The following is a 21,790-nucleotide window of genomic DNA, read 5'->3' as shown; positions in this document are numbered from 1 at the left end:
TGGGTATCACAGCGTCTGTGGCTGTTCCGGCGGCATCAGCACCTTGCCCGGCTCGAAGCGCAGCGATGGCATCTGCGTGGCCGCATACAACGCCACGCCAAGCGCCGCGATCAACACCACATCCAGCCAGCTCCAGCCCGGCATGTCGTCGGCGCTGCGTGCCCTCCAGCAATGCCAGGCCTGGCCCATGCAAAACACCACCATTGCCGCCAGCCACAGGTAGAAACCGGCACCAAAACCGGTCAGGTCATGGAACTCATAGCTCTGATTGTCCGGCAGGCGGTCAATTCCAAAGCTGCTGGCCGCCAGATACACAGCCACCAGCCCGACCAGCAATGCCAGCCGGCGAAAGCGTCGATGGGCAAGGACCGCCAGGGCCAGCAGCGGGTTGGCAAACCACTGGTACAACCCGAAGGGCATACCCCAAGGCCCGTACAACAGCATCTGCAGGGCCGGCATGTGGCGGTCACCACTCATCAGCGCGCCGTCGAAGAACAGTGCGAGCAGGTAAAGCAGCAGGCTGGCGCTCAGGTAGAAAACTGGCAAGAGATTTACTTCCTATGCAACCGGGGGCTCTAGCAGAAGGCCATAAATACCCGAATCGGACAACTCGCCGGCAACGCACCAACGCGCACGCAATGTGCCTTCCAGCACAAAGCCCTGGCGCTCCAGAGTGCGTGCCGAACCTTGGTTGCGCGGGTCGATCTCGCCTTCCAGGCGGCGCATGTGCAGGGTGTGGGCGAGGTAATCGATGAAGCAGGTCAGTGCTTCGTCCATGTAACCCCTGCCCTGCACCGCGCTGGCCAGGCAGTAGCCGATTTCACCACGGCGAGAGACATCGTCGATATTGAACAGCTGGACCATACCGATCAGTTCGCCGTTGTCACGGCGGTACATGCCAAGCTTGAGCTGGTCACCATTGGCATAGGCTTCGCGGTCGGCGGCCAGGGCGCTTTCGGCTTCGGCCAGGTCTTGCCAAGGTGCATGGTGCCAATAGCGCATGACCTCGGGGTCGGCCATGATCGCCAGCCATTGCGCGGCATCGGCATGGCGCATGGGGCGCAATTGCAGACGCGGGCTGTCGAGGCAGAGGTCACTGGGGAAACTGCGGGGTGGGGTCACGCCGGATCTCCTGTCCATTGCTGGGGAGATGACAGTTTAACGTCAAGCGATCGGTTCAAGCATCCCGGGGCTGCTGCGCAGCCCTATCGCCGGCAAGCCAGGCTCCCACAGGTACACCACAGGCCAGGAGCCTTGCACTATACCTGTGGGAGCCTGGCTTGTCGTGGCGACGAACCGCGTCGATGGGCCGCAAAGCGGCCCCAAAAATCGTTCAGGCGCCCCGATTCAAGCCCATTTCCATGTCATTGATCAGCGCCTTGGCCATGGCACTGAGAATGCGCGCCGCGCTGCCAGCGATCTTGTCGCCCTCCATCTCGGCCTCTTCGTTCAAATGCTTGATACAGCCGATCAGCACCGACAATTCATCGAATGCCAGATCAAGCGGTACACCCGGCTCTATCCGGTACAGCTCAAGGAATTTCTCCGCACCTACGGTGGTGCGGGATTTGAGGTGGTCGCTCATGCCTGGGCCTCCTGCGCCTTTATGTGGGCTAACAAGGCGTGCAACAGGGCAGTTTGCGTCGACATGTTTTCGAGAAGGGTGGAACGCAGGTCCGGGGCTTCTGCGTCGAGGTATTGGAGGATGGTGTTGGAGAGAATGTCCATGACCTGGGTAGCCTGGGACTTCGCGGCTTGGTAAGTAAGGTCTGTAACGGGTGGATCAGGTACAAGTTTTTTCATAGTCATCTCGGAAATATTTTCAGAGGCAACCACTCGCATCCTTCTCACAGATAAGGTGGCAGCCGTACGCGAGGTGAGAAGACCAGTGTCCGAGGCACCGGCCAGACCGAAGTCTGCACGCGCACGGCTGCCATAACTGGCAAGCCATCTCGAAACACCGGGCTTCTCACACCCGATCGCCAATTGTGACGACGCCGAAACGTTATCTCTGAGGTAGCTACTTGCCTATCAGACGGCATCCGACTTAGGCCGTAGGATAATTCCTAATCCCTGGCAACCTGAAGCATTTGGTTGCAGGTTCAGAATCTTCTTACAGCTGATGGCCCTTTCGCGGGTAAACCCGCTCCTACAGGGTACGGTGATACCTGTAGGAGCGGGTTTACCCGCGAAAGGGCCGGTACAGGCTAACGAAATACGATCAGGCCACCTCAGCCCCATCATCCGGCCAATGCGGCTCGTTGGCCCCGGGCGGGGTCAGTGGTGGCAGGCCATACGCCGCCCGCGCATCGTCGCAGCTGGGGTTATGCACCCCACCCTCCCACGACGCCTCGAACTCGCGGCAGGGGCTGGAACGGTTGGCGTAGATGGTGCAAGCCACTTCCTGGCCGATCTCGCCCTGCAGGCTGATGCAGCGGCAGGGTTTGGCATCGGTTCCGATCATGGCAACACGGGTGGGGTTGATCTGTACCACCAGGTCGTCCGGCACAAGGCCCCCGGCGGACTGGCATTCGCCCCAGAAAAAGGACACACGGAAGTACCCGCAGCAGGCGCCGCAGTCAAGGCAAGGGTTGTATTCGGACATGATGGCACGGAGGGAAGGTTGTTGTTATCGGGGCTGGCCCGCGGCGCCATTTTCAATCCAAGCCGGGGCGGCTGGATAGAGGGGAATGCAAAAAATATTTGCCGCTGATCCGGCAATTGAACACGGGCGACCAACGACTTCCCCGGCCGCCCATTCAAGTCAGCGTAATGCCTTGTAGGTGTTGACATCCCAGCGCTGCTGGCCAAGGCCCTCGGTCGGCTCATAGCCATCACCACACACCTTGCTGAAGTGAATGCAGGTCTCGCCGCAATACACCAAGCGGTCGTCATCTTCGCCCTCGGTAAGTACGGTATACGACTCGCTACGCATGGCCTTGTAACTCCCTTCGGCAGCGGCCATGACCATGTGATATCGCATCAACTGCTCGTCGCTCAGGAACAGGCGCCTGTCCAGTTGCACACCCCAGCGGGTCAGGCAGACCTCGGCAAAATGACGAACGATCAATCCCGGCTCCGCCAGTACCTTGCCATCACTCGCACCGTCGATGGAGGCGTTGCCCACCAGCGTGGCGTGGCGGCCTGGTATCGGGTAGATGCATATCCGTGTACCCGGTTCGACCGAAGGGATCACGCAGGCAAAGCCTTTGGATCGCTCGTCCCGCGAATAGAAACCCACATACTCGCGGACATTGCCCGCCAAGGTTACCCGCTGGCTTTGCAGGTTACCGATGCCCGGCACCGGGTCGATGGCGAAAATATTCACGGGTATGTCCCGCAATACAAGGTCCTGCGCCATGGCGTTGGCCAGCATGTGGCAACTGATCCCTCCCCTGCTCCAACCCACCAGGTTCACCTGGGTCGGCAAGCGCGGCTTGCGGAACAGGTTGATGATGCGCTCTTGCAGCTCCTGTGGCGTCGGGTGGCGTTCGCCGTAGTCATAGGTGCGCCAGAACCAGGAAGCTGTAGAGGTGGCATCCGGGATCGGAACCCCGGCCTCCTTCAGCCGCTCGTATTCTTCCTCGCTCAGCTTGGTGCGCTGCCAGCTGCTTTCGCCCTTGATCACCTTCAGCACATGGTTGACGTTCTCTTCCCAGCCGCTGCCGAACAACTGGCCGCTCCAGTTGAAATAACCACCGGGCTCGACGAACAGATTGTCATCCTGCAGGTTGCCGCTGCCGGGGCCGTCAACGGCAATCCAGTGAGCGAACTCGCGGCCCTGGTCATTGCTGGCCAGGGTCGAGACCAGCTCACCATTCCAGAAGTTGGGGTTGGTATCGTCGAAGCGGTGGGAGCCGGTGCCGCAGAAATAGGCGGTGAAGACACTCATCTTTCGGGTCTCTGAAGTGAGAAATGAGTGCAGAAAAATAGTTATCTGGGTAGCTGTAGAGCAGTAGGAAAGCTGCTCCTACAGGTACGGCGCAGGCCGTGCGGCATGTGCCGTACCTGTAGACATGGGGGCTTACTTACGAGTCAGGCCATCAGCCCGGAACATCTGCCGGATCCCGCGAATCGCCTGGCGAATACGATCCTGGTTCTCGATCAGGGCAAAACGCACATGGTCATCACCATAATCACCAAAACCGATCCCCGGCGACACACACACCTTGGCCTCGGCCAGCAGCTTCTTGGAAAACTCCAGCGAGCCCAGGTGCGCATACTCCGGCGGGATCTTCGCCCATACGTACATCGAAGCCTTGGGGTTCTCGACCATCCAGCCCAGCTCGTGCAGCCCTTTCACCAGCAGGTTGCGGCGCTGGCGGTATTGCTCGGCAATGTCTCGTACGCACTGCTGGTCGCCTTCCAGTGCTGCAATGGCAGCCACCTGCAGCGGGGTGAAGGTGCCGTAGTCGTGGTAGCTCTTGATCCGCGCCAAGGCACTGACCAACTCGGGGTTGCCGACCATGAAGCCGATCCGCCAGCCAGCCATGTTGTAGCTCTTGGACAGGGTGAAGAACTCCACCGCGATGTCCTTGGCCCCCGGCACCTGCATGATCGACGGGGCCTTCCAGCCATCGTAGACGATGTCGGCATAGGCCAGGTCATGGACCACCAGCACGCCATACTGCTTGGCCAGGGCCACCACGCGCTCGAAGAAGTCCAGCTCCACGCACTGAGCGGTGGGGTTGGACGGGAAGCCGAGGATCATCATCTTCGGCTTGGGGATCGACTCGCGGATGGCCCGCTCGAGTTCGTTGAAAAAGTCCACGCCCGGCACCAGCGGTACCGAACGCACCTGGGCACCGGCGATCACCGCCCCGTAGATATGGATCGGGTAGCTGGGGTTGGGCACCAGCACCGTGTCGCCCTGGTCGAGGGTAGCCAGCATCAGGTGCGCCAGGCCTTCCTTCGAGCCGATGGTGACGATGGCTTCGCTTTCAGGGTCGATGTCGACCTCGTAGCGTTCCTTGTACCAGTTGGAGATGGCCCGACGCAGGCGCGGGATGCCGCGAGAGGTGGAGTAGCCGTGGGTATCTTCACGCTGGGCGACCTGCACCAGCTTCTCGACGATGTGCGGCGGGGTGGCGCCATCGGGGTTGCCCATGCTCAGGTCGATGATGTCCTCGCCACGGCGGCGGGCGGCCATCTTGAGCTCGGCAGTGATGTTGAAGACGTAAGGGGGCAGACGATCGATGCGCGCAAAGCGGCGCGGCGAACCTGGGTTGGCCATGGCTTCCTCTGAGTACGTAAGCGCCCGGAACCGTCCGAGCGACGCTGGCCGATGTGGCGGCCTGAATCAGAAGATAGTGCCGATACAGGATACCTGTAAAGGACAATTTCCTGTTTTCATAGATCTTTTCAGATGTATTTTTTGAAAATAAGAAATTTATATTCTGCTGTGCCGTCCTTGTTCGCGGGCGAGCCCGCGAACAAGGACGGCACAGAAAAACGCCCATAAAAAACCCCGGCACAGTGGCCGGGGTTTTTCGTGAAACAGGCAGCAGTATCAGCGTGCGTATGTCATCAGCACGTCCGCAGCGGTCTGGCTGTCCACACCCATCATCACGCTCAGGGCAGTGACGGTGAGGATGGAGAAGCCGAACACCTTGCGCGCCCACTTGCTGTCGTCCTCGGCCTTGTAGCCAGCCCAGGCCATGTACAGCCAGTACAGGCCCATGGCTGCTGCCACGGCCAGATAGCCGAGGCCGGCGTAACCGCCGAGGGTAAGCATCAGGGTTGCGAGCACGAAAGCCAGCACGTACAGCACGATCTGCTTCTTCGCCGCGAGGATGCCACGTGCCACCGGCAGGACCGGAATGTTGGCAGCGCTGTAATCCTTGAAGCGGAAGATCGCGATGGCGAAGCTGTGCGGCATCTGCCACAGGCTGAACATCACCAGCAGGGTAAATGCAGCCAGGTCGAAGCTGTTGCTCACGGCGCAATAGCCGATCACCGGAGGCATGGCACCAGACAGGCTGCCGACCAAGGTGCCGTGCACCGATTTACGCTTCAGCCACAGGCTGTAGAAACCGACGTAGACGATGAAGCCGATCAGCGCACAGAACGCCGACAGCGGGTTGGCCTGGACATACAGCAGGCTGAAACCCGCCACCCCGAGCAGGGTGGCGTAGATCAGCGCGAGGGGCAGCGACATGCCGCCCTGGACCATGACGCGGTTCTTGGTGCGCTCCATCTTGTGGTCGATGTCACGGTCGATGCAGTTGTTGAACACGCATCCGGACGCAACCACCAGCGAAGTACCGATCACCACCGCCAGGAACAGGGCGAAATCCACATGGCCCTTCGAGGCAAGGAAGAAACCGCCTGCCACGGAAAGCACGTTACCGAAAATGATCCCCGGTTTGGTGATTTGGATAAAGTGCTTAACGGACATGCAGTCTTACCTCACTTGGCCAACATTTCGAAGTGGATGCTGAACATGATCCACAGCGACAGGCCGACAAGCAGAGCGATCACCAGGGTGGTGAACAGGAACGTCGAAACGTTGTTGCGTTGCTCTTTCGAGCGGTCCATGTGCAGGAAGTACACGAGGTGCACTACTACCTGGATCACGGCCATGGCAACAATGATCAGAACGGTCAGGTTCTTCGGCAGGCTTGGCGACATGGCCAGGCCGAACGGGATCGCAGTCAGGATGATCGACAGGATGAAGCCGATCATGTACGACTTGACGCTGCCGTGGTTACCTTCGTGATGAGTGTCGTGTGCGTTAGCCATTACAGAACTCCCAGCAGGTAGACGACGGTGAATACGCAGATCCAGACCACGTCCAGGAAGTGCCAGAACAGGCTCAGGCAGCTCATGCGGGTCTTGGCGGTCGGCGTGATGCCGTGCTTGTTGATCTGGTACATCATGATTGCCATCCAGATCAGGCCGGCGGTCACGTGTAGACCGTGGGTACCTACCAGGGCGAAGAAGCCCGACAGGAAACCACTGCGGTTCGGGCCGTAGCCCTCGGCGATCAGGTGATGGAATTCGTAGATTTCCATCGCGATGAAGCCTGCACCGAACAGGAAGGTCACAGCCAACCAGCCCAGTACGCCAGCTTTCTTGCCGTCGAACATCTTCAGCATGGCGAAGCCGAAGGTGATCGAGGACAGCAGCAGGAACAGCGTTTCAACAGCTACGAAATCGAGCTGGAAGATGTCATGACCCGACGGGCCGCCGGCAAAACTGCCGGACAGCACCGCGTAGGTGGCGAAGAGCGACGCAAACAGGATGCAGTCGGTCATCAGGTACAGCCAGAAACCGAGTACGGTCATCTGGCCCGAGTCGTGGTGGTGGTCGTCATGCCCATGGTCGTGACCATGAGCAGCACCGTGCATTACTTGACTGGACATTGATTACACCCGCTCAAACGATTCGACACGTGCGCCGGCAGGCAGAGCACCTGCTTTGGCCAGCGCTTTCATGCGCTCGCCTTCGATGCGCGCCACTTCTTCGGCCGGAACCATGTAGCCCTGGTCGTCACGCGCAGCGTGGCGAACGAAGACAGCGATGGTTGCAACCAGGCTCGCGCCAACCAGCCACCAGATGTGCCAGATGAAGGCGAAGCCGAAGACGGTCAGGAACAGGCCCATGAACAAACCGGTGGAGGTGTTGCTCGGCATGTGGATCGCTTCGTACTTGGCCGCAGGCTTGTAGGCAACACCGGCTTCCTTGGCTTCGTGCCAGGCGTCCAGACCAACCTTCTCAGGCATGTGGGCGAAGTTGTAGAACGGAGGTGGCGACGAAGTCGACCATTCCAGGGTACGGCCGCCCCATGGGTCGCCGGTCACGTCCAGGTTCTGGTTGCGGTCGCGAACCGATACGTACAGCTGGATCAGCTGGCAGGCGATACCGAACAGGATCAGCACGGCGCCGACAACGGCTACGTACAGGTAGGGTTCCCACAGTGGGTTGTCGGAGTGGTTCAGACGACGAGTCATGCCCATGAAGCCCAGGGCGTACAGCGGCATGAACGCTACGTAGAAGCCCGAGATCCAGAACCAGAAGGCAGCCTTGCCCCACTTCTCGTTCAGGGTGAAACCAAAGGCTTTCGGGAACCAGTAGGCGAAGCCGGCGATGTAGCCGAATACCGCACCACCGATGATCACGTTGTGGAAGTGAGCAATTACGAACAGGCTGTTGTGCAGCACGAAGTCAGCACCTGGAACAGCCAGCAGAACACCAGTCATGCCACCGATGGAGAAGGTGATCATGAAGCCCAGGGTCCACATGATCGGCGCGGTGAAGCGCAGACGGCCCTGGTAGATGGTGAACAGCCAGTTGAACAGCTTCACACCGGTCGGAATGGAGATCAGCATCGTCGCCAGGCCGAAGAAGGTGTTGACGCTGGCGCCGGCACCCATGGTGAAGAAGTGGTGCAGCCATACAGCGAAGCCCAGCACGGCGATGGCGCCCGATGCGTAGATCATCGAGTGGTGGCCGAACAGACGCTTGCCTGCGAAGGTGGAGGTAACTTCCGAGAACACACCGAAGGCCGGCAGGATCAGGATGTAAACCTCAGGGTGACCCCACGCCCAGAACAGGTTGACGTACATCATCGGGTTCCCACCAAGCTCGTTGGTGAAGATGTGGAAGTCCAGATAACGGTCAACAGTCAGCAGAGCGAGTGCAGCGGTCAGGATCGGGAAGGAAGCCACGATCAGCACGTTGGCCCAGGTGCAGGTCCAGGTGAAGATCGGCATGTCCATCAGTTTCATGCCAGGTGCGCGCATCTTCATCACGGTGACGAGGAAGTTCACGCCGGTAAGCGTCGTACCCAGGCCTGAGAGCTGTAGCGCCCAGATGTAGTAGTCGACACCCACCCCAGGGCTGTACTGAATGCCCGCGAGCGGCGGATAGGCAACCCAGCCGGTCTTGGCGAATTCACCAACGCCCAGCGAGATGTTGACCAGCAGCACGCCTGCCAGCAGCAGGTAGAAGCTCAGGGAGTTCAGGAACGGGAAGGCAACGTCACGTGCACCGATCTGCAGAGGAACCGCCAGGTTCATCAGGCCGGTGAAGAACGGCATCGCCATGAAGATGATCATGATCACACCGTGAGCGGTGAAGATCTGGTCATAGTGTTCAGGCGGCAGGTAGCCTTCGGAGCCACCGGTAGCGGCAGCCAGCTGGGTACGCATCATGATGGCGTCGGCAAAGCCGCGCAGCAGCATGACCATCGCGACGATGATGTACATCACCCCGATTTTCTTGTGGTCGACAGTCGTCAACCACTCGCTCCACAAGTAGGTCCACTTGCGGAAGTAGGTGATAGCACCGACGACAGCGATACCACCGAGCGCGATCATGGCAAGCGTCACCATGACTATCGGCTCGTGATAGGGTATCGCCTCCAGGCTTAGTTTACCGAACATCTCTTACTCCTCTGCACCGGCAGCTGGTTGCATACTCGATTCCACACCCTTGGTAGTGGCCAGATCTTTGCTGCCTGCTTCTTCGTGGCTCGGACGACCGCGGTTCATGCCTTCGTACTTGTCGACGATCAGCTGGAACTGGTCAGGCGAAGCCTCGCTATACAGCGCAACTGGGTTGTTTTCGCTTGGTTTGGCCAAGGCGTCGTATTCGGCCTTGTCCAGCTTCTTCGGCGACTGCTTGACCTCGGCGACCCACTTGTCGAAGTCTTCCTGAGAGGTGGCAGTAGCCTTGAATTTCATGCCGGTGAAGCCAGCACCGCTGTAGTTGGCGCTGATACCGTCGAACTCGCCGTTTTCGTTGGCGATCAGGTGCAGCTTGGTGGTCATGCCGGCCATGGCGTAGATCTGGCCGCCCAGGCCCGGGATGAAGAACGAGTTCATCACGGCGTCGGAAGTGACGCGGAAGTTGACCGGAGTGTTAGCCGGGAAGACGATCTTGTTGACCGTGGCAATGCCCTGCTCCGGGTAGATGAACAGCCATTTCCAGTCCAGTGCGACCACGTCGATCTGCACCGGCTTCACATCGGAATCCAGCGGACGGTACGGGTCCAGCTTGTGGGTGGAGTGGTAGGTGAAGTAGCCCAGGGCGATGATGATCAGGATCGGGATGATCCACACCGCGGCTTCGATCTTGGTCGAGTGCGACCAGTCGGGGGTGTAGGTGGCAGCCTTGTTGGAAGCACGGTACTTCCAGGCGAAAACCACGGTCATGATAATGACAGGAATCACCACCAGCAGCATCAGACCGGTAGCGATCAGGATCAGGTTCTTTTGCTCAATGCCGACCTGACCTTTCGGGTCGAGCAGGGTCCAGTTGCACCCACTGAGTAAAAGCATGCCTAAAAAGGGCAATATGCCAAACAGTCTGGGGTAACGCTTTTTACTCATCTCACGACCTCTAGATCAGCTTGCTTCAATGCAATTTGTGTTTTGGTAGCCAGCACTTCGTCCTGCCAAGTGAGGCATTTCGCGCCCGTACTCGCTCCTGCCCGGGGTCCGACTGCAGGACCTTGGCGTCAAGCGGGTTAGCGGTGCTTATGGTTTCGTAGGCAACAGGCCTGTACTTCAGACCAAGTCCATTTGGTGCGGGAAAACGCGGAGGGGGATCCGCCCGGTATCGCCGTTGGGCGAAACTTGACGAAGTCAGCAAAAAGGAGCGCTGGGGCTTCCTTCAATCCTGCGACTCGCAAGCAGTGCCGAACGGAAATTGGGGGCGATTGTAGATAGGTCGCCAATCCTTGACTATGACTTATTGAGCAACAGTCTTTTACAGAATCTGCAACAATGCTGCTCAAAAACTCAACTTCGCGACAGTTTGTCGCACCCCGCTTGATAGCCCCCAAAGCCGCATTCTGCAAGGCCTCCGAGTTGATCTGGATCAAGCGGTGAGCGAATTTTCCCTCTTCTCATGCGGCGTAAAAGACCCCATGCAATTCGGTACTTTTGTCTAACCCTGGCGTCGGTTGCGATAGATCCCGAGTGGAACCAGCACAGCCGTCAGGACGAACGCCACCAGTGCCCATTGCGCCAGCGACAGACCAAGGATCGGCGGGTATGGCGTGCTGCAGAAGCCGTCGACCTGGAACACCAGCGGCCAGAGCTTGGCCAGCGGCAGGTCGTCCACGATCGGCTGCAGGGTGTCGATGCCACAACTGACCATGGGGTTGGCGAGTATATACACATGGTTGCCGGCCGCAACGATTCCGCCGATGGCGCTGAGCACCACCAGTACCTCGAAGAAGGTGAGGCTACGGCGCCCGGGCATCGCCGCTGCGATGAAGGCGAACACGGCGATGAACAAAAGCGCATAACGTTGCAGGATGCACAGAGGGCATGGTGCCTCGCCCAGGACTATCTGCATGTAGAGGGCGCCACCGATCAGCGAAATGCAGATCAGGCCCAACAGTACCAGAAAGCGCCGTTCCCGATTCAGGCGCGATGTTTGTTCGTTCATTGCCGGTTCCTTCGATGGATAGTGGCAGCGTGATCTGCCTGCCTGGCGCAAGTCTACACGCTGGGCAGGGCCTTTGACGTGCCGAGGAAGCGGCGTGATAGCGCTGCGCGGGGCTATCCGGTGTGGCTGAGACCGGCCGCAACGACGTCGGTTCAACGCCGTGCGGCAAAAAAAGCGGCTGCCCGGGTGCCGCGCAGGGGCAAGCCCCTCGACACCCGGGAGTGAAGGATACCGTGATTAAAGGAGGATTAAAGATGAAAGCTGCACAGCCGCTTTCATCTCTCCTTATATATAGGCAGGAAGGTGAGGTGCGGCCCAGCCGCTGGCAAGCCAGCCCCCAGGCGACGAATGCGATCGACCGTTTCGTTCTCGATTACCCACGGGCGGGAGCAGTGCTGCAAGGGAGCTGGCTTGCCAGCGGCTGGGATGAATACGCTGTAAGCCTGTACCGGCCACAGATACGCCACAGACTGCAAAACCTGTGGGGTAACTGTGGGAGCGGGCAAGCCCGCGAAGAGGCCAGTGCAGGCGCTACATCACTCCAGCGCAGCCGCCGGCCCGAAGAACTCGTAGCGACTCTGCTGCTCTGGCACACCCAGGCCCTTCAGCTGGCGCTTGACCGCCGCCATGAAACCCTTGGGCCCGAGGAAGTATGCATCCACGTCTCGCTCTTGCGGCAGCCACTCGGCCAGCAAGTCCTCGCTCAGCAGGCCCACGGCATCAGCCGCGGCATCATCATGCGGTTCGGCATAGCAGTAGAAGCGCTTGAGCTGTGGGTGACGCTCGGCCAGCTCGTCGATCCAGGCGCGGAAGGCATGCACGGCGCCGTTACGGGCGCAGTGAATGAAATGCACCTCACGCTGGGTTTGCAGCGCCGCCTGCAACATTGGCAGGGTCGGAGTAATACCCACGCCACCGCTGATCAGCACCAGCGGCTTGTCGCTCGCCGCCAGGGTGAAATCGCCAGCCGGCGGGAACAGCTGCAGGGTATCGCCCACCGCCAGCACATCGTGCAGGTAGTTGGAGACCTTGCCACCCGCTTCGCGCTTGACGCTGATGCGGTATTCCTTGCCGTCGCACAGTGCCGACAGGGAGTAGTTGCGGCGCTGCTCGGCGCCGTCGATGTCCAGCTTCAGGCCGATGTACTGGCCAGGCTCGGCCCTGAGCACCGGTTTGCCATCCACCGGGGCAAAGTAGAACGAAACGATTTCGCTGCTTTCCTGCTCACGGCGCACCAGGCGGAATTCGCGGGTGCCGCGCCAGCCGCCTTCGGCTTCTTCCTTCTGTTTATAGAGGTTCTCTTCCGCGCCGATCAGGATGTCGGCCAACTGGCCATAGGCCGCGCCCCAGGCGTCGATCACGGCGGGTGTGGCGATTTCCTTGCCCAGCACTTCTTCGATGGCGCGCAGCAGGCAGCTGCCGACGATCGGGTAGTGCTCCGGCAGAATCTGCAGGGCAACGTGCTTGTTGATGATCTGGCCGACAAGGCCGCCAAGCTGCTCCAGCTGGTCGATGTGGCGGGCATACATCAATACCCCGTTGGCCAGGGCGCGCGGTTGGTCACCGCTGGCCTGGTGGGCCTGGTTGAACAGCGGGCGCACTTGCGGGTACTCGCTGAGCATCATCTTGTAGAAGTGGGTGGTCAGCGCTTCGCCGCCGCTTTCCAGCAGGGGGACAGTGGCCTTGATGATTGCACGTTGTTCGGCATTGAGCATTGCAACAACTCCTGAGCCTGTGGCTTCAAATGACTGCCCGAGCCATTACATCAATCATGCCAACTTTTATCTCCAGCAAAATCAGGGGTTTGACACAGGTCATGTCAAAACGACCCACCTCGACGTATAGTCATATCGACCCACAGGAGTCCATATGACCACGAAGCCCCTGCTCACCACCCTGCTGCCCCTGGTCAGCGACCTTTCCCGCGACCTGCCCGACCAGGAACGCTATCGCCGCCTGCTGCAGGCCATGCGTGGGTTGCTGCCCTGCGATGCCGCCGCGCTGCTGCGCCTGGACGGCGAATGGCTGGTGCCGCTGGCAGTGGACGGCCTGAGCCCCGATACCTTGGGCCGGCGCTTCCGAGTCAGCGAGCACCCACGCTTCCAGGTCCTGCTAAGCAGCCGTGAACCCACCCGCTTCGCCAGCGACTCCGAGCTACCCGACCCTTACGACGGCCTGGTCAACGCCCCTGATGCCAACCTGGAAGTACATGACTGCATGGGTTGCCCGTTGATGGTCGACGAGCGCCCTTGGGGCCTGGTCACCCTCGATGCCCTGACCCCCGGGCAGTTCCAGAGCCTGGAGCTGGGCGCCCTGCAGGCCTTCGCCAGCCTTGCCGCCGCCACGGTCACCGTGGCCGAGCGCATCGAGCACCTGGCCCTGCGCGCGGAAGACGAACACCATCGCGCGGAGATCTACCGCCAGGCCAGCGGCCAGGACAAAGAGCTGATTGGCCAGAGCCCCGCGCACAAGCGCCTGGTCGAGGAAATCCGCCTGGTCGGTGGCAGTGACCTGACCGTACTGATAACCGGTGAGACCGGCGTCGGCAAAGAGTTGGTGGCCCAGGCCCTGCACCAGGCCAGCAACCGCGCCGACAAGCCGTTGGTCAGCCTCAACTGCGCCGCCCTGCCTGACACCCTGGTGGAAAGCGAACTGTTCGGCCATGTACGCGGAGCCTTCACCGGCGCCCATGGCGAGCGCCGCGGCAAGTTCGAGCTCGCCAACGGCGGCACACTGTTCCTCGACGAAGTCGGTGAACTGCCACTTACGGTGCAGGCCAAGTTGTTGCGCGTACTGCAGAGCGGCCAGTTGCAACGCCTGGGCTCGGATCGCGAACACCGGGTGGATGTGCGCCTGATCGCAGCCACCAATCGCGACCTGGCAGCAGAGGTGCGTATTGGCAACTTCCGCGCCGACTTCTACCACCGCCTCAGCGTATACCCGCTGCACGTTCCGCCGTTGCGCGAACGTGGGCGTGATGTGCTGCTATTGGCTGGCTACTTCCTCGAACAGAACCGTTCGCGCCTGGGCCTGAACAGCCTGCGCCTGAGCAGCGAAGCCCAGGCCGCGCTGCAGGCCTACGACTGGCCAGGCAACGTACGTGAACTGGAACATCTGATCGGCCGCTCGGCGCTCAAGGCGCTGGGCCAACATTCCGACAGGCCACGCATCCTCACCCTGGAAGCCATCGACCTGGACCTGCGCGCAACCGCAACGCCCGGCACCCCGCCCTCCCCTGCTGTGCCCTTGCCGGCGGCACCGCTACCCGAAGGGGGCTTGCGCGAAGCCGTCGACGACTACCAGCGCCAGCTGATCGAGGCCTGCCTGCAGCGGCACCAGGAAAACTGGGCAGCGGCTGCCCGGGAACTCGGCCTGGACCGCGCCAACCTTAGTCGTCTGGCCCGTCGGCTGGGGCTGCGCTGAGTTGGAATCCTGGGGGCGCTTTGCGCCCCATCGCGACACAAGGCCGCTCCTACAAGGGACCGCGCCCCCCCTGTAGGAGCGGCCTTGTGTCGCGATGGGCTGCAAAGCAGCCCCACAATCCCCACACCCGCTAAAGCCCGACCAAACCAGGCCGATAACCGGTTATCCCCTGTTCCCCACGAAGGTCACCATGGCCACGCAAAATGCCCGCGCGGACTCGCTGTCCCTGCTGCTGTTCACCCTGCGCAGCGGCAAGTTGATGGCAATCAACCTGCTCAAGGTCAGCGAGATAATCCCCTGCCCACCGTTGACCAAGCTGCCCGAATCGCACCCCCACGTGAAGGGCGTGGCAACCCTGCGCGGCAATTCGCTGTCGGTCATCGACCTGTCCCGCGCCATTGGCGAACGGCCGCTGGCCGACCCTGACGGCGGCTGCCTGATCGTCACCGAGATCAGCCGCTCGCGCCAGGGCCTGCATGTGCAGGCGGTCAGCCGCATCGTGCATTGCCTGAGCACCGACATCAAACCACCCCCTTATGGCTCGGGCAGCCGCTCGTTCATCACCGGCGTGACCAGGGTCGACAACACTCTGGTGCAGGTGCTGGACATCGAAAAAGTCATCCACGCCATCGCCCCGCCGGTGCCCGAACCGCATCACGCCACCCTGAGCGAGGAAGACGCCAGCCTGCTGGCCGCCGCCAATATCCTGGTGGTGGACGACAGCCAGGTAGCCCTGCAACAGTCGGTGCACACCCTGCGCAACCTCGGCGTCGAATGCCATACCGCGCGCAGCGCCAAGGACGCCATCAACGTGTTGCTGGAGCTGCAGGGCACCGCGCAGGAAATCAACGTGATCGTCTCCGACATCGAAATGAGCGAAATGGACGGCTACGCGTTCACACGCACCCTGCGCGAAACCCCCGACTTCCAGCACCTGTACATACTGCTGCACACCTCGCTGGACAGCGCGATGAGCAGTGAAAAGGCGACCCAGGCCGGGGCCAATGCCATCCTCACCAAGTTTTCCTCGCCAGAGCTGACCGATTGTCTGGTGGTGGCGGCGCGCGCCGTGGTGTTCGCCGAGCGCTGATATATTCGGAGACAAACTCCCCGGCTTGCCGTCGGGGTCGAGTCGGGCATAATTCGCCCCCCTCGCAAGTAACTTGCCGGAATCCGTATGAAGTTTTTCAGCTCTATCCTGATCAGTTTCGCCCTCTTCAGCGGTATCGCCCAGGCCTCCAGCAGCCAGGCCTGGAACGAGCAGCGCCAGCAGATGCTCAAGTCTTGCCTGGCCGCCAGCCAGTTCAAGGATGCTCACGCCCGCAGCAAGCCCGCCGAGTTCGATGACCAGGTCGGCATGAGTGCCCTGCTGATCGAAGGCGTCTACCCCCAGAAGCACATGCAGCAGCGTACCGGCACCGAGCTGTGCCTGTACGACCGCCAGCACCAGCGCGCCTTCGTCAGCGAGTGGAGCCCGGAGGTCAAGTGACCGACAGCCTGCGTTTCGCCTGTACCGGCTGCGGCAAGTGCTGTACCGGCCACCACGTGCCCTTGACCCTGGCCGAAGCGCGCCGCTGGGCGGACAACGACGGCCAGGTGGTGGTGCTGATCGAAGCCTTCGTTGCGGACGGCCCTGGGATGCCAGTAGAACAGCGTGATCATGTGCTGCGTCGCTCCCATCCCGTACCCTGCGGCGACAGCGACGTACGCGTCTCGGTGACCTTTGCCGCCTTCAACCCCGGGCGCTGCCGCAACCTCGACGACAACGACCTGTGCACCATCTATGACCAGCGGCCGCTGGTCTGTCGCATCTACCCGGTGGAAATAAACCCGCATATCCCGCTGCGGCCAGGCAGCAAGGACTGCCCGCCGGAAGCCTGGCAACAGGGGCCGGAGCTGATTCACGGCAGGCAACTGGTCGATGCCGGGCTGGAGGCGCTGGTGCAGGCCTCGCGCCAGGCCGACCGCGATGACATCGCCGCCAAGGTGGCGGTGTGCCAGGCGCTGGGCATGACTACCAGTGCGCTCAAGGGCAACGGATTTACTGCCTACCTGCCTGACATGGGGGCCTTCCGCGCGGGTCTGGCGCAGGTACCGGAGGCTGGCCTGGCACAGTGGACCCTGCACGTGGAGGACGCGGCGCTGGTGGCGAGCTTGCAGGAACATGGTTTGCGCACCACCAATGAGCCCCCGGTGTATTACGCTTTCATCAGCTTCTAGCTATGCCTCGGCGGGGGCAACCGCCTTGCACAGGAACCAAAGCCTGCCGCGGTCCCTGTGGGAGATTACCCAGCCCTTTTGGGCTGCGCTGTCGCGCAGAGAACAAATATCGCTCGTCTGACGCGTCCTTTGTAGGAGCAGCCTTGTGCTGCGAAGAGGCCGGTACAAGCAACAGACAGGCTTTGTCAGTACCGGCCTCTTCGCAGCACAAGGCTGCTCCTACAGAACCTCGCCGAACCAATGAGTCATGTGTTGTTCTATGAGAGCGGGCATGCCCGCGAACACCGGCACAGCCGTTGCCATCCACCGCGTTGCATTCTTCGCGGGCATGCCCGCTCCCACAGGGGTCGCAGTTCGCATGCCAGATGTGTGATGGAGGCGCAGGCAATTCTGACAGCGCTGTCAGCCAGCGGTCACGCTGCCGACCCGGTTCGGGGGCTATAAGATTGAATACAGCCACTTCCCTCCCCTATGGCCAAGGTGCCCGCACCGATGCGACGTCCGTCCCGCCCTGTCATCCTCGCCGCCCTGGCGCTCATGGTCCTGGCGGTAGCGGGCCTCTGGTTCGGCCAGCGCCAGCCAGCACCTGCCACCCGCGCGCAAACCGCCATCCCGGTGCGCGTGGTCAGCGTCGTCCAGCAGAACGTGCCGCGCTATGCCAGCGCCATCGGCTCGGTGCTGTCGCTGCACAGCGTCGAGGTGCGCCCGCAAGTGGAGGGGGTACTGACCCAGGTGCTGGTCAAGGAAGGCCAGTGGGTGAAGGAAGGTGACCTGCTGGCCACCCTCGACGATCGCGCCATCCGCGCCAACCTCGACCAGGCCCGTGCCGAACTTGGCCAGAGCCAGGCGCAGATCCAGGTAGCCAACGTCGACCTGCAGCGCTACCGCCTGCTGAGTACCGACAACGGCGTTTCGAAGCAGACTCTCGACCAGCAGCAGGCCCTGGTCAACCGCCTGCAAGCCACGGTCAAGGGCAACCAGGCGGCCATCGCCAATGCCGAGGTGCAGCTGTCGTACACGCAGATCCGCTCGCCAGTGACCGGCCGGGTGGGCATTCGCAACGTCGACCCCGGCAACCTGGTGCGCACCAGCGATACCCGCAGCCTGTTCAGCGTCACCCAGATCGACCCGATCGCCGTCGAATTCGCCCTGCCGCAGCAAATGCTGCCAACCCTCCAAAGCCTGCTGAAGGCGCCCACCCCGGCACAGGTGCAGGCCTACATGGATGCCGACGGCGAACGCAGCCTGCTGGGTGAAGGCCACCTGGCACTGATCGACAACCAGATCTCCGCCACCACCGGTACCGTGCGGGTAAAGGCCGAGTTCGACAACAAGGACGGTCACCTGTGGCCCGGCCAGTTGGTCACCATCCGCCTACGCACCGCAGTGGAAGAAAACGCCCTGGTAGTGCCGCCCCCGGTGGTACAGAGCGGCGTCGACGGGCACTTCGTCTACCGCCTGGACGGTGACAAGGTCACCAGCGTGCCGGTCAAGGTGCTGTACCAGGACAGTGGGCTGAACATAATTGCCGGGGTCAAGCCGGGCGAGCGCCTGGTGCTCGATGGCCAGTCGCGGCTCAAGCCAGGTTCGCGGGTCGAGGTGGCCCCCGATGCCCCCGCGCCGTCGGAAATGGCCGACCGGCGGAGCCAGCCATGAACACGCGCAACGGTGTTTCGGCCTGGTGCATCGACCACCCTATCGCCACCCTGCTGCTGACCTTCGCCCTGGTGCTGCTGGGGGCCATCGCCTTCCCGCGCCTGCCGGTGGCACCACTGCCGGAAGCCGACTTCCCGACCATCCAGGTCACCGCCCAGCTGCCCGGCGCCAGCCCGGAAACCATGGCCTCGTCAGTGGCCACGCCGCTGGAAGTGCAGTTCAGCGCCATCCCCGGCATGACCCAGATGACCAGCAGCAGCGCACTGGGCTCGACCAACCTGATCCTGCAGTTCACGCTCGACAAGAACATCGACACCGCCGCCCAGGAAGTGCAGGCGGCCATCAACACCGCCACCGCGCGCCTGCCGCAAGACCTGCCCAACCCGCCGACCTGGCGCAAGGTCAACCCGGCCGACAGCCCGGTGCTGGTGCTGACGGTCAGCTCCAGCCAGATGCCTGGCAACGACCTCAGCGACTACGCCGAAACCCTGCTCGCGCGCCAGCTGAGCCAGATCGACGGGGTCGGCCTGATCAATATCACCGGGCAACTGCGCCCGGCGATCCGCGTGCAGGCGCAACCCGAGAAACTGGCCGCCATCGGCCTGACCCTGGCCGACTTGCGCCAAGCCATCCAGCAGACCAGCCTGAACCTGGCCAAGGGCGCGCTGTACGGCGAACACAGCGTTTCGACCATCGCCGCCAACGACCAGTTGTTCCATCCCGACGACTACGCCCAGCTGATCGTCTCCTACCGTGACGGTGCACCAGTGCACCTGAGGGACGTGGCAAAGGTGATCAATGGCGCCGAGAACGCCTACGTCAAAGCCTGGTCCGGCGACCAGCCCGGGTTGAACCTGGTGATTTTCCGCCAGCCTGGCGCCAACATCGTCGATACCGTGGACCGGGTACTGGCTGCCCTGCCCAAGCTGCAGGAGATGCTGCCAGCCTCGGTCGAAGTGTCGGTGCTGCAGGACCGCACCCAGACCATCCGTGCCTCGCTGCATGAAGTGGAGCTGACCCTGATGATCGCAGTGGCCCTGGTGATCGGGGTGATGGCGCTGTTCCTGCGCCAGTGGTCGGCGACCATGGTGGTGTCCAGCGTGCTTGGCGTATCGCTGATAGCCAGTTGCGCGCTGATGTACATCTTCGGCTTCAGCCTGAACAACCTGACCCTGGTAGCCATCGTCATCTCGGTGGGCTTCGTGGTCGACGATGCCATCGTCGTGGTGGAAAACATCCACTGTCACCTGGAGGCCGGCGACGACAGCCGCACGGCAGCGCTCAAGGGCGCCGGGGAAATCGGCTTCACCGTGGTGTCGATCAGTTTCTCGCTGATCGCCGCGTTCATCCCGCTGCTGTTCATGGGCGGCGTGGTCGGCCGGCTGTTCAAGGAGTTCGCCCTTACCGCCACTGCCACCATCCTGATTTCGGTGGTGGTCTCGCTGACCCTGGCGCCAACCCTGTGCGCACTGTTCATGCGCCGCCCGCCCGGAGAGCACAAGGGCGGCTTCGGCGAGCGGCTGGTCAGGTGGTACGAAAAGGGCCTGGACCGCGCCCTCGCCCACCAGCGTCTGACGCTCGGCGTGTTTGGCCTGACCCTGGCCCTGGCGGTGGCCGGTTACGTGGGTATTCCAAAGGGCTTTTTCCCGCTGCAGGACACCGGCTTCATCCTTGGCACCAGCGAGGCGGCGGCGGATGTGTCGTACCCGTCGATGATCGAGAAGCACAAGGCGCTGGCCAAAATCATCGAGGCCGACCCGGCGGTGCGCGCGTTCTCCCACTCGGTGGGTGTCACCGGCAGCAACCAGACCATCGCCAACGGCCGCTTCTGGATCGCCCTCAAGCCCCGTGGCGAACGCGATGTGTCGGCCAGCGAACTGATCGACCGGCTGCGGCCCAAGCTGGCCCAGGTGCCAGGCATCGTCCTGTACATGCGTGCAGGCCAGGACATCAACCTAAGCTCCGGCCCGTCGCGCACCCAGTACCAGTACGTGCTCAAGAGCAACGACGGCATGGCACTGAACCTGTGGACCCAGCGCCTGACCGAGCGCCTGCGGGAAAACCCGGCGTTCCGCGACCTGTCCAACGACCTGCAACTGGGCGCCAGCGTCACCCGCATCGATATCGACCGCCAGGCCGCGGCACGTTTCGGCCTGACCACCACCGACGTCGACCAGGCGTTGTACGACGCCTTCGGCCAGCGGCAGATCAGTGAATTCCAGACCGAGACCAACCAGTACAAGGTGATCCTCGAACTGGATGCCCGCCAGCGCGGCAAGGCCGAAAGCCTCAACTACTTCTACCTGCGCTCGCCGCTGACCAACGAGATGGTGCCGCTGTCGGCAGTAGCCCATGTAGCGCCGCCCAGCACCGGGCCGCTGTCGATCAGCCACGATGGCCTGTTCCCGGCGGCCAACCTGTCGTTCAACCTGGCCCCGGGCGTGGCCCTGGGCGATGCGGTGACCATCCTCGAGCGCACCCAGCGCGAGCTCGGCATGCCCGACTCCATCAGCGGCAACTTCCAGGGCGCGGCCCAGGCCTTCCAGAGTTCGCTGTCGAGCCAGCCGTGGCTGATCCTGGCAGCGCTGGTGGCGGTGTACATCATCCTCGGCGTGCTGTACGAAAGCTTCGTCCACCCGCTGACGATCATTTCCACCCTGCCCTCGGCCGGCCTCGGCGCGCTGATCCTGCTGTGGGCCTTGGGCCAGGACTTCAGCATCATGGGGCTGATCGGCGTGGTGCTTCTGATCGGTATCGTCAAGAAAAACGGCATCCTGCTGATCGACTTCGCCCTGGAGGCCCAACGCCGCCAGGGCTTGACCCCGGAGCAGGCGATCCACCAGGCCTGCCTGACGCGCTTCCGGCCGATCATCATGACCACCCTGGCCGCCTTGCTCGGCGCGGTGCCGCTGATGTTCGGCTTCGGCACCGGTTCCGAACTGCGCCAGCCACTGGGCATCGCCGTGGTTGGAGGCCTGCTGGTGAGCCAGGCGCTGACGCTGTTCACCACCCCGGTCATATACTTGGCCCTGGAGCGCCTGTTCCACCGCCGCCAGGCCGCCCGTGCGGCGGCGCCCAGTGCCAGTTAGGA

General features: G+C 62.0%; 20 protein-coding genes. 6 read left to right on the top strand and 14 right to left on the bottom strand.

All coding sequences use genetic code 11. The features are described from left to right. Positions 1-6: 6 nt before the first annotated feature. The 14 genes from GEV38_RS04845 to hmpA all read right to left on the bottom strand — a co-directional run bounded on the left by GEV38_RS04845 (position 7) and on the right by hmpA (position 13,115). A complete protein-coding gene (locus tag GEV38_RS04845) occupies positions 7-546 on the bottom strand; it encodes a hypothetical protein (RefSeq protein WP_015268996.1) in 540 nt (179 codons plus the stop codon). 12 nt (positions 547-558) lie between these two features. Beyond that, a complete protein-coding gene (locus GEV38_RS04840; RefSeq protein ID WP_012270565.1) occupies positions 559-1,122 on the bottom strand; it encodes a GNAT family N-acetyltransferase in 564 nt (187 codons plus the stop codon). 211 nt (positions 1,123-1,333) lie between these two features. Continuing rightward, positions 1,334-1,585: a DUF3077 domain-containing protein gene (locus tag GEV38_RS04835; RefSeq protein ID WP_015268995.1), complete on the bottom strand. Its 252-nt coding sequence runs from the start codon at positions 1,583-1,585 to the stop codon at positions 1,334-1,336. Further along, the gene (locus tag GEV38_RS04830) at positions 1,582-1,836 is read right to left on the bottom strand and encodes a hypothetical protein (RefSeq protein WP_013970985.1); all 255 of its coding nucleotides are present in this window, start codon (positions 1,834-1,836) and stop codon (positions 1,582-1,584) included. Before GEV38_RS04830 ends, GEV38_RS04835 begins: the two co-directional genes overlap by 4 nt. A gap of 385 nt (positions 1,837-2,221) precedes the next feature. Further along, the gene (locus GEV38_RS04825) at positions 2,222-2,605 is read right to left on the bottom strand and encodes a YkgJ family cysteine cluster protein (protein ID WP_003259127.1); all 384 of its coding nucleotides are present in this window, start codon (positions 2,603-2,605) and stop codon (positions 2,222-2,224) included. A 159-nt stretch (positions 2,606-2,764) separates the two neighbouring features. Further along, positions 2,765-3,892 (bottom strand): hypothetical protein, encoded by a 1,128-nt coding sequence (locus GEV38_RS04820; protein WP_054572781.1) that lies wholly within the window; start codon positions 3,890-3,892, stop codon positions 2,765-2,767. Positions 3,893-4,024: 132 nt separating this feature from the next. Further along, positions 4,025-5,233, bottom strand: coding sequence for an alanine transaminase (gene alaC, locus GEV38_RS04815; RefSeq protein ID WP_013970982.1), 1,209 nt, complete (start codon positions 5,231-5,233; stop codon positions 4,025-4,027). Positions 5,234-5,509: 276 nt separating this feature from the next. Continuing rightward, positions 5,510-6,397, bottom strand: coding sequence for a heme o synthase (gene cyoE, locus GEV38_RS04810; RefSeq protein ID WP_013970981.1), 888 nt, complete (start codon positions 6,395-6,397; stop codon positions 5,510-5,512). Positions 6,398-6,408: 11 nt separating this feature from the next. Then, entirely contained in the window at positions 6,409-6,741 is a 333-nt protein-coding gene (cyoD, locus tag GEV38_RS04805) for a cytochrome o ubiquinol oxidase subunit IV (RefSeq protein ID WP_003259128.1), read from the bottom strand. Continuing rightward, positions 6,741-7,364, bottom strand: coding sequence for a cytochrome o ubiquinol oxidase subunit III (gene cyoC, locus GEV38_RS04800; protein WP_023661242.1), 624 nt, complete (start codon positions 7,362-7,364; stop codon positions 6,741-6,743). Before cyoC ends, cyoD begins: the two co-directional genes overlap by 1 nt. A 3-nt stretch (positions 7,365-7,367) precedes the next feature. Continuing rightward, entirely contained in the window at positions 7,368-9,386 is a 2,019-nt protein-coding gene (gene cyoB / locus GEV38_RS04795) for a cytochrome o ubiquinol oxidase subunit I (protein WP_013970980.1), read from the bottom strand. 3 nt (positions 9,387-9,389) lie between these two features. Then, entirely contained in the window at positions 9,390-10,334 is a 945-nt protein-coding gene (gene cyoA, locus GEV38_RS04790; protein ID WP_015268993.1) for a ubiquinol oxidase subunit II, read from the bottom strand. Between the two features lie 559 nt (positions 10,335-10,893). Then, positions 10,894-11,400 carry a disulfide bond formation protein B gene (locus tag GEV38_RS04785; protein WP_013970978.1) on the bottom strand — a complete coding sequence of 169 codons (507 nt, stop codon included), beginning with the start codon at positions 11,398-11,400 and terminating at the stop codon, positions 10,894-10,896. Between the two features lie 536 nt (positions 11,401-11,936). Next, entirely contained in the window at positions 11,937-13,115 is a 1,179-nt protein-coding gene (gene hmpA / locus GEV38_RS04780) for an NO-inducible flavohemoprotein (protein ID WP_015268992.1), read from the bottom strand. A 154-nt stretch (positions 13,116-13,269) separates the two neighbouring features. Here hmpA and norR point away from each other — a divergent pair, with 154 nt between their 5' ends. The 6 genes from norR (at position 13,270) to GEV38_RS04750 (ending at position 21,788) form a co-directional block, all read left to right on the top strand. Continuing rightward, on the top strand, positions 13,270-14,823 hold the full coding sequence (norR, locus tag GEV38_RS04775) for a nitric oxide reductase transcriptional regulator NorR (RefSeq protein WP_054572337.1): 1,554 nt from the start codon (positions 13,270-13,272) through the stop codon (positions 14,821-14,823). 190 nt (positions 14,824-15,013) lie between these two features. After that, a complete protein-coding gene (locus GEV38_RS04770) occupies positions 15,014-15,913 on the top strand; it encodes a chemotaxis protein (protein ID WP_015268990.1) in 900 nt (299 codons plus the stop codon). 87 nt (positions 15,914-16,000) lie between these two features. After that, positions 16,001-16,312, top strand: coding sequence for a hypothetical protein (locus tag GEV38_RS04765; RefSeq protein ID WP_015268989.1), 312 nt, complete (start codon positions 16,001-16,003; stop codon positions 16,310-16,312). Next, entirely contained in the window at positions 16,309-17,043 is a 735-nt protein-coding gene (locus GEV38_RS04760) for a YkgJ family cysteine cluster protein (protein WP_054572338.1), read from the top strand. The genes GEV38_RS04765 and GEV38_RS04760 overlap by 4 nt, the downstream gene beginning before the upstream one ends. Positions 17,044-17,535: 492 nt before the next feature. After that, positions 17,536-18,699 (top strand): efflux RND transporter periplasmic adaptor subunit, encoded by a 1,164-nt coding sequence (locus tag GEV38_RS04755; RefSeq protein ID WP_054572348.1) that lies wholly within the window; start codon positions 17,536-17,538, stop codon positions 18,697-18,699. Next, positions 18,696-21,788: a multidrug efflux RND transporter permease subunit gene (locus GEV38_RS04750; protein WP_054572339.1), complete on the top strand. Its 3,093-nt coding sequence runs from the start codon at positions 18,696-18,698 to the stop codon at positions 21,786-21,788. The genes GEV38_RS04755 and GEV38_RS04750 overlap by 4 nt, the downstream gene beginning before the upstream one ends. Positions 21,789-21,790 lie beyond the last annotated feature (2 nt).

Origin of the sequence: Pseudomonas sp. 13159349, from assembly GCF_013305685.1 — a bacterium.
In the GTDB taxonomy this organism is placed as follows: domain Bacteria; phylum Pseudomonadota; class Gammaproteobacteria; order Pseudomonadales; family Pseudomonadaceae; genus Aquipseudomonas; species Aquipseudomonas asiatica.
The sequence above is the reverse complement of the archived record's forward strand: the minus strand, read 5'-3'. Positions and strand labels throughout refer to the sequence as shown.

What these genes read in the sequence shown, in the direction of transcription:
- GEV38_RS04770 (WP_015268990.1), top strand. Translation starts at nt 15,014, where the DNA reads ATGGCCACGCAAAATGCCCGCGCGGACTCGCTGTCCCTGCTGCTGTTC.
- cyoD (WP_003259128.1), bottom strand. Translation starts at nt 6,741, where the DNA reads ATGGCTAACGCACACGACACTCATCACGAAGGTAACCACGGCAGCGTC.
- GEV38_RS04755 (WP_054572348.1), top strand. Translation starts at nt 17,536, where the DNA reads ATGCGACGTCCGTCCCGCCCTGTCATCCTCGCCGCCCTGGCGCTCATG.
- GEV38_RS04750 (WP_054572339.1), top strand. Translation starts at nt 18,696, where the DNA reads ATGAACACGCGCAACGGTGTTTCGGCCTGGTGCATCGACCACCCTATC.
- GEV38_RS04825 (WP_003259127.1), bottom strand. Translation starts at nt 2,605, where the DNA reads ATGTCCGAATACAACCCTTGCCTTGACTGCGGCGCCTGCTGCGGGTAC.
- GEV38_RS04835 (WP_015268995.1), bottom strand. Translation starts at nt 1,585, where the DNA reads ATGAGCGACCACCTCAAATCCCGCACCACCGTAGGTGCGGAGAAATTC.
- hmpA (WP_015268992.1), bottom strand. Translation starts at nt 13,115, where the DNA reads ATGCTCAATGCCGAACAACGTGCAATCATCAAGGCCACTGTCCCCCTG.
- GEV38_RS04820 (WP_054572781.1), bottom strand. Translation starts at nt 3,892, where the DNA reads ATGAGTGTCTTCACCGCCTATTTCTGCGGCACCGGCTCCCACCGCTTC.
- GEV38_RS04785 (WP_013970978.1), bottom strand. Translation starts at nt 11,400, where the DNA reads ATGAACGAACAAACATCGCGCCTGAATCGGGAACGGCGCTTTCTGGTA.
- cyoB (WP_013970980.1), bottom strand. Translation starts at nt 9,386, where the DNA reads ATGTTCGGTAAACTAAGCCTGGAGGCGATACCCTATCACGAGCCGATA.
- alaC (WP_013970982.1), bottom strand. Translation starts at nt 5,233, where the DNA reads ATGGCCAACCCAGGTTCGCCGCGCCGCTTTGCGCGCATCGATCGTCTG.
- cyoC (WP_023661242.1), bottom strand. Translation starts at nt 7,364, where the DNA reads ATGTCCAGTCAAGTAATGCACGGTGCTGCTCATGGTCACGACCATGGG.
- GEV38_RS04765 (WP_015268989.1), top strand. Translation starts at nt 16,001, where the DNA reads ATGAAGTTTTTCAGCTCTATCCTGATCAGTTTCGCCCTCTTCAGCGGT.
- cyoA (WP_015268993.1), bottom strand. Translation starts at nt 10,334, where the DNA reads ATGAGTAAAAAGCGTTACCCCAGACTGTTTGGCATATTGCCCTTTTTA.
- norR (WP_054572337.1), top strand. Translation starts at nt 13,270, where the DNA reads ATGACCACGAAGCCCCTGCTCACCACCCTGCTGCCCCTGGTCAGCGAC.
- cyoE (WP_013970981.1), bottom strand. Translation starts at nt 6,397, where the DNA reads ATGTCCGTTAAGCACTTTATCCAAATCACCAAACCGGGGATCATTTTC.